At 71.1% G+C, this 7,621-nt stretch carries 5 protein-coding genes; all 5 read left to right on the plus strand.

The genetic code is table 11. The features are described 5' to 3' along the window. A partial coding sequence (locus tag IE312_RS39630) for an NAD(P)-dependent oxidoreductase (RefSeq protein WP_268254309.1) occupies window positions 1-221 on the plus strand: 221 nt, incomplete at its 5' end. Window positions 222-606: 385 nt separating this feature from the next. Further along, entirely contained in the window at window positions 607-3,621 is a 3,015-nt protein-coding gene (locus IE312_RS11610; RefSeq protein WP_189980924.1) for a putative bifunctional diguanylate cyclase/phosphodiesterase, read from the plus strand. A gap of 243 nt (window positions 3,622-3,864) precedes the next feature. Continuing rightward, window positions 3,865-5,715: an acetolactate synthase large subunit gene (locus IE312_RS11615; protein ID WP_189980927.1), complete on the plus strand. Its 1,851-nt coding sequence runs from the start codon at window positions 3,865-3,867 to the stop codon at window positions 5,713-5,715. A 31-nt stretch (window positions 5,716-5,746) separates the two neighbouring features. Further along, window positions 5,747-6,271, plus strand: a complete 525-nt coding sequence (ilvN, locus tag IE312_RS11620; RefSeq protein ID WP_189980929.1) for an acetolactate synthase small subunit — start codon at window positions 5,747-5,749, stop codon at window positions 6,269-6,271. A 118-nt stretch (window positions 6,272-6,389) separates the two neighbouring features. After that, window positions 6,390-7,388, plus strand: coding sequence for a ketol-acid reductoisomerase (gene ilvC / locus IE312_RS11625; RefSeq protein WP_189980931.1), 999 nt, complete (start codon window positions 6,390-6,392; stop codon window positions 7,386-7,388). Window positions 7,389-7,621 lie beyond the last annotated feature (233 nt).

A 7,621-nucleotide genomic window follows, 5' to 3' on the forward strand; every position in this document is an offset into this window, starting at 1 on the left:
CCCTGGACGTCACGGATCCCGAGCCGCTGCCCCCGGGCCATCCGCTGTGGCAGGCCCCGGGAGTGCTGATCAGCCCGCATGTCGGCGGTCCGTCATCGGCCTTCCTGCCCCGCGCGAAGCGGCTGCTCGCCAACCAGCTGACCCGGTACGTGAACCAGGAGCCGCTGCGAAACGTGATCCTTACGACCGGAGCCGGTACGGCGGCGGATACCGGGCACTAGAGCCGTTCCGGCACCCTCCGCGACCTTTCAGGCGCGGGCCGTACCCGCATCCCCGCTGGTCGTCACGGAGCGTAGAGAAGCTATGTCCCTGAGTGACGATCCTGGTGTATCGTCCCGACAGGGGCAGCGCCGCTGACCGTTCGGCGCCGGGGATGGACATTTCAGATCTGTGAGGGGGGCGACGGGCGATGCACGGCCTATGGACGAACGATCCGACGCGGCGGAGCCGCCGGCGGCGACCCTGGCGCACGGCCGCGCGCAGACGCGGCCACCACACCGGCCACCACTGCCACCACCAGCGCAGGCCCAGCGGCCGCCGCAGGCATGCGCACCCAGCGCACCGGGACCGTCGGGACGCGGGAGCGGCGCTCACCGGGAGGCCCCGGTGAGCGCCCCGCCCTCCGTGACGACCGCCCTCGACGCGGCGGTGCGCGCGCCGCACCCGCACGCGGCGCCGCCGCCCCGCCGGCCGGCCGCCGCCGACGGCAACCGGCTGCTGGAGCAGCTCGTCCTCGCCCTGATCTGCGCGGCCTACGCCGTCGGAGCCGCGTTCGACTGGGGCACGAAGGAACTCGCGCTCGTCATGGGCGACTTCGGCCTGAGCGCCGCGGCCGGCACCGCCGCCGTCTCCTGCTTCCGGTACGCCCGCAGCCGGCGCGTGCGCTTCCGCTCGGCCTGGCTGCTGTTCGCCCTGTCCTCGACCATGGCCGCGCTGGGCAACGCGGTCTGGGGCTGGTACGAGGTGGTGCTGGCGCGCCCCGTGCCCAGCCCCAGCTACGCCGACCTGTTCTTCCTGTGCTTCGCGCCGCCCGCCATCGTGGGCCTGCTGGTGCTCGCCAAGCGGCCCGTGACGCGCGCCGGCTGGATCTGTCTGGGGCTGGACGCCTGGCTGATCGGCGGCTCGCTGCTCACCCTGTCCTGGAGCCTGGCGCTCGCCCAGGCGGCCCGGATCGACGGCTCCAGCGTGGCCCACGCCGCGCTGTCGCTGGCGTACCCGCTGCTGGACATCGCGCTGGTCAGCATGGTCCTCGCGCTGCACTTCCGGCGCGCGCCGGGCAACCGCACGGCGGTGAACACCGCGATCGGCGCGCTCGCGCTGACCGTGATGTGCGACGCCCTGTTCACCTCGCCCCTGCTGCACAGCAGCTACCGCTCCGGGCAGCTGCTGGACGCGGGCTGGTTCGCCGGCTCGCTGCTGCTCGCCTACGCCCCCTGGGCCGCCCCCCGGCGCGGGAGCGCGCGGGAGGCCCGCGCGGCGGACGGGCACACGCGCGTGGTCCACGAGCACGTGCCGGGCGCGGGCCGGAGCGCGGGCCACCACCCCCCGCTGCCGCCCCTGCCGGGCGGCGAGCACAGCCGGTACCCGGCGGGCCGCCCGCTCACCGGCTCCCTCGCCGCCCTCACGCCGTACCTCGCCGCGGCCGTGTGCACCCTGGGCATCCTGTACAACGTCCTCAACGGCCGCAGGCCCGACCACGTGGTGCTGATCACCGCGGGCGCCGTGGTGCTGGCGCTCGTCATGCGGCAGGGCATCATGCTGCTCGACAACATCACCCTCACCCAGGAGCTGGCCCAGAAGGAGAACCACTTCCGCTCCCTGGTGCAGGGTTCCAGCGACGTCATCATGATCGCCGCCCCGAACGGCATCCTCCGGTACGTCTCCCCGGCCGCCGCCGGGGTGTACGGCCGGCCCGCCGAGGACCTGGTGGGCACCGAGCTGGCCGCGCTCATCCACCCGGAGGACCTGGGCTGCGTGGTGCACGAGGTGCGTCGTTTCCTCGCCGCCAGCCCGCTGGAGGAGCCGACCACGCGCATCGAGTGCCGGTTCCGCTCCGGCGACGGCGGCTGGCTGAACGTCGAGTCGACCGTCAACCGGCACCACGGCGGTCTGATCTTCAACAGCCGGGACGTGACCGAGAGGGTGCGCCTCCAGGCCCAGTTGCAGCACAACGCCGAACACGACCCGCTGACCGACCTGCCCAACCGCGCGCTGTTCACCCAGCGCGTGCAGCAGGCCCTGTCCGGCCGCCGGGCCACCGACCGGGGTGCCGCCCTGCGCGGTACGGCGGTGCTCTTCATCGACCTCGACGGCTTCAAGGCCGTCAACGACACCATCGGGCACCAGGCCGGGGACGAGCTGCTCATCCAGGCCGCCCGCAGGCTCCAGGACGCGGTCCGGCAGGGCGACACCGCGTCCCGGCTGGGCGGCGACGAGTTCGCGGCCCTGATCGTCGGGGACGGCACCCGCGACCGCGCCGCCCGGGAGCGCAACATTTTGGAACTCGCCGACCGTCTCCGGGTGACCCTCTCCCAGCCCTACGCCATCGACGGCAACGATGTCCGGGTCAACGCCTCCATCGGCGTCGCCTTCGCCGAACCCGGCCTGGGCGCGGGTGAGCTGCTGCGCAACGCCGACCTGGCGATGTACCGCGCGAAGTCGGCCGGAAAGGGCCGGGTCGAGCTGTACAAACCGCAGATGCAGCAGGACGTCGTCCGCAAGGCGGAACTGGCCACGCGCCTGCGCGCCGCCCTGCACGACGGCGAGTTCGCGCTGCTGCACCAGCCCGTGGTGTGCCTGGAGAACGGCAGGATCACGGCGGTCTGCGCGCAGGCGCGCTGGCGCTCGTCCCAAGGGGTGCTGTTCACGCCCGCGGAGTTCCTCAGGGTGACCGAGGACGGTGACAAGACCGCCGAGCTGGACCGCTGGATCCTTCAGGAGGCCGTGGAGCAGGCGGCCGAGCGGGCCGCGACCGGGGTGGCCGTACCGGTGGCGGTGCGGGTCAGCGCGCGGCGGCTGCTGGACCGTTCGACCCCGCTGGGTTCGGTGGAGGCGCTGCTGACCCGGCACGGGCTGCCGCCCGGGGCGCTGGTCGTCGAGCTGTCCGACACCGATCCGCGGATCCCGCTGGACGAGCTGGAGCGACGGCTGACCGCGCTCAGCCGGCTCGGGGTGCGCATCGCGCTGGACGGCTTCGGCAGCGGCTACGCGGCCATCACGGCGCTCAGGCGGCTGCCCGTGGACATCCTCAAGCTCGACCGCGGCCTGGTCGAGGGCGTGGTCGAGTCCGCGCGGCTGCACAAGATCACCAGTGGTCTGCTGCGGATCGCGGGCGACCTGGGCCTGCAGTCCGTCGCCGAGGGCGTGGACCTGCCCGAGCAGGCGGTGGCGCTGCGCGCGATGGGCTGTACCCATGGACAGGGCTTGGCGTTCGCCGGTGCGCTGGACGAGTACCGGCTGCGCCGGGCGCTCGGATCCGGCCATTATCCGGTGCCGCACGCCCCGGCCGAGCCGGCCTTCGCGGGGAAGGCGGCGGGGGTGTACACAGGGGGTGTGACCGCCGTTCTGGGAGGCGGCAGTGGACTGCGTTCACATTCTGAGACGCCCGTCCCACCCACTTGACACGTGGTGCGTGCCGGGGGGAGGGTCAGTCCCATGCGCACCCGAATTCTCGTACTTGGACAGCGCGTCGGCTGAGCTGGGACCCACCGGAGGACGATCCGGAATCCCCAGCGACCTCACCGGCGCGCTCCCCTCGCTTGCCCTACGGCACGAGGGGTTTTTTGTTGCACGAGTGACTTTCGTGCAGCGCTCCCACTCCGCCCGAACCTCGCAAAAACCCTCAGCATCGAGAAGAGAATGCCGATGACCGAGCAGGCCACCGGGGCCCACCATCCGCAGCCGCGGCCCCGTTCCGGAGGACAGCAGTCCGCCCCCGTCGAGCACGTCACGGGTGCGCAGTCCCTCATCCGCTCCCTCGAGGAGGTCGGCGCGGACACGGTGTTCGGCATTCCGGGCGGCGCGATCCTGCCGGCCTACGACCCGCTGATGGACTCCACCCGGGTGCGGCACGTGCTGGTGCGGCACGAGCAGGGCGCCGGCCACGCGGCCACCGGTTACGCGCAGGCCACCGGCAAGGTCGGCGTCTGCATGGCGACGAGCGGTCCGGGTGCGACGAACCTGGTCACGCCGATCGCCGACGCGCACATGGACTCGGTCCCGCTGGTGGCGATCACCGGTCAGGTCGCCTCCAAGGCGATCGGCACGGACGCCTTCCAGGAGGCGGACATCGTCGGCATCACCATGCCGATCACCAAGCACAACTTCCTCGTCACCAAGGCCGAGGACATCCCCCGGGTCATCGCCCAGGCGTTCCACATCGCCTCCACCGGCCGCCCCGGCCCGGTCCTGGTCGACATCGCGAAGGACGCCCTCCAGGCGAAGACCGTCTTCACCTGGCCCCCGGTGATGGACCTGCCCGGCTACCGCCCGGTGACCAAGCCGCACGCCAAGCAGATCCGCGAGGCCGCCAAGCTCATCACCACCGCCCGGCGGCCCGTCCTCTACGTCGGCGGCGGCGTCCTCAAGGCGCGGGCCACCGCCGAACTGAAGGTCCTCGCCGAGCTGACCGGCGCACCGGTCACCACCACCCTGATGGCGCTCGGCGCGTTCCCCGACAGCCACCCGCAGCACCTGGGCATGCCCGGTATGCACGGCAGCGTCGCCGCGGTCACCGCGCTGCAGAAGGCCGACCTGATCGTCGCCCTCGGCGCCCGCTTCGACGACCGCGTCACCGGCAAGCTGGACAGCTTCGCCCCCTACGCCAAGATCGTCCACGCGGACATCGACCCGGCCGAGATCGGCAAGAACCGCGCCGCCGACGTGCCCATCGTCGGTGACGCCCGCGAGGTCATCGCCGACCTGGTGCAGGCCGTGCAGAAGGAGCACAGCGAGGGCCACGAGGGCGACTACAGCGCGTGGTGGAGCGACCTGAACCGGTGGCGCCAGACCTACCCGCTGGGCTACGACCTGCCGGACGACGGCTCGCTCTCCCCGCAGCAGGTCATCGAGCGCATCGGACGGCTCGCCCCCGAGGGCACGGTCTTCGCGGCGGGCGTCGGCCAGCACCAGATGTGGGCCGCGCACTTCATCCAGTACGACAAGCCCGCCACCTGGCTCAACTCCGGCGGCGCCGGGACCATGGGCTACGCCGTGCCGGCCGCGATGGGCGCGAAGGCCGGACAGCCGGGCCGGACGGTCTGGGCGATCGACGGCGACGGCTGCTTCCAGATGACCAATCAGGAGCTGACCACCTGCGCCCTGAACAACATCCCGATCAAGGTCGCCATCATCAACAACGGCGCCCTCGGGATGGTCCGCCAGTGGCAGACCCTCTTCTACAACCAGCGCTACTCCAACACGGTGCTGCACAGCGGCCCCGAGGACATCAACCCGGAGGCCAAGGGCACGCGCGTGCCGGACTTCGTGAAGCTGTCCGAGGCGATGGGCTGCGTCGGCCTGCGCTGCGAGCGCCCGGAGGACCTGGACAAGGTCATCGAGGAGGCCAACTCCATCAACGACCGCCCGGTCGTCGTCGACTTCATCGTCCACGAGGACGCGATGGTGTGGCCGATGGTCGCCGCCGGCACCTCCAACGACGAGATCATGGCCGCCCGGGACGTCCGCCCCGACTTCGGCGACAACGAAGACGACTGACTTTCAACAGGCAAGGAAGAGCACACAGACCATGTCCAAGCACACGCTCTCCGTCCTGGTGGAGAACACGCCCGGCATCCTCGCCCGCATCGCCGCCCTGTTCTCCCGGCGCGGCTTCAACATCGACTCGCTCGCGGTCGGCGTCACCGAGCACCCCGACATCTCCCGCATCACCATCGTGGTGGGCGTCGAGGACCTGCCGCTGGAGCAGGTCACCAAGCAGCTCAACAAGCTCGTCAACGTGCTGAAGATCGTGGAGCTGGAGCCCGGTCAGGCCGTGCAGCGCGAACTCGTTCTGGTGAAGGTCCGCGCCGACAACGAGACCCGCTCCCAGATCGTGGAGATCGTCCAGCTGTTCCGCGCCAAGACCGTCGACGTCTCCCCGGACGCCGTGACCATCGAGGCCACCGGTTCCAGCGAGAAGCTGTCCGCGATGCTGAAGATGCTGGAGCCGTACGGCATCAAGGAGCTGGTGCAGTCCGGCACCATCGCGATCGGCCGCGGCGCCCGTTCGATCACGGACCGCTCGCTGCGCGCTCTCGACCGGACGGCGTAAGACTGGGAACGGGCGGCCGCCGATCAACGGCCGCCCGTATGCCGAGACCCCCGAACTTCCTTCCCGCCCGCCGTCATACGGTGGGACGCACCACCTGCACACAAGGAGAGAACCCAAAGTGGCCGAGCTGTTCTACGACGCCGACGCCGACCTGTCCATCATCCAGGGCCGCAAGGTCGCGGTCATCGGCTACGGCAGCCAGGGCCACGCCCACGCCCTGTCGCTGCGTGACTCCGGTGTGGACGTGCGTGTCGGTCTGCACGAGGGCTCGAAGTCCAAGGCGAAGGCCGAGGAGCAGGGCCTGCGCGTGGTGACCCCGGCCGAGGCCGCCGCCGAGGCCGACGTCATCATGATCCTCATCCCGGACCCGATCCAGGCCCAGGTCTACGAGGAGTCCATCGCCCCCCACCTGAAGGACGGCGACGCGCTGTTCTTCGCCCACGGCTTCAACATCCGCTTCGGCTTCATCAAGCCCCCGGCCGGCGTCGACGTCGCCCTGCTCGCCCCGAAGGGCCCGGGCCACCTGGTCCGCCGCCAGTACGAGGAGGGCCGCGGCGTTCCGGCGATCGCCGCCGTCGAGCAGGACGCCACCGGCAACGCCTTCCCGCTGGCCCTGTCGTACGCCAAGGCCATCGGCGGCACCCGTGCCGGTGTCATCAAGACGACCTTCACCGAGGAGACCGAGACCGACCTGTTCGGCGAGCAGGCCGTGCTGTGCGGTGGCACCTCCGCCCTGGTCAAGGCCGGTTTCGAGACCCTGGTCGAGGCGGGCTACCAGCCGGAGATCGCCTACTTCGAGTGCCTGCACGAGCTGAAGCTGATCGTGGACCTCATGTACGAGGGCGGCCTGGAGAAGATGCGCTGGTCGGTCTCCGAGACCGCCGAGTGGGGCGACTACGTCACCGGTCCGCGCATCATCACGGACGCCACCAAGGCCGAGATGAAGAAGGTCCTCGCCGAGATCCAGGACGGCACCTTCGCCCGGAACTGGATGGACGAGTACCACGGCGGCCTGAAGAAGTACAACGAGTACAAGCAGCAGGACTCCGAGCACCTGCTGGAGACCACCGGCAAGCAGCTGCGCAAGCTGATGTCGTGGGTCGACGAGGAGGCGTAAGCCTGCCGACAGGGGCCGGGGCGGACTGCCCCGGCCCTTGTTGTCCACCCCGTCCAGCCCCGGACGAGTGATCCTTCCGCGGCGGCGTAATACGACGCCCGGCACGCCACTAGACTGCTCCACAACACGCGTCAGGCCCACAGCGTCGTGCGTCTTCCGCGGCTAGCCCCCCTCCTCCGCCTGCGGCCGTCGGGACGGCCGTCCGCATCGCACATGTGAGGACTCACGTGAGC

The organism is Streptomyces capoamus, assembly GCF_014654935.1.
Classification (GTDB): Bacteria; Actinomycetota; Actinomycetes; order Streptomycetales; family Streptomycetaceae; genus Streptomyces; species Streptomyces capoamus.

Coding starts and splice junctions, on each gene's coding strand:
- IE312_RS11615 (WP_189980927.1), top strand. CDS start 3,865: ATGACCGAGCAGGCCACCGGGGCCCACCATCCGCAGCCGCGGCCCCGT.
- ilvN (WP_189980929.1), top strand. CDS start 5,747: ATGTCCAAGCACACGCTCTCCGTCCTGGTGGAGAACACGCCCGGCATC.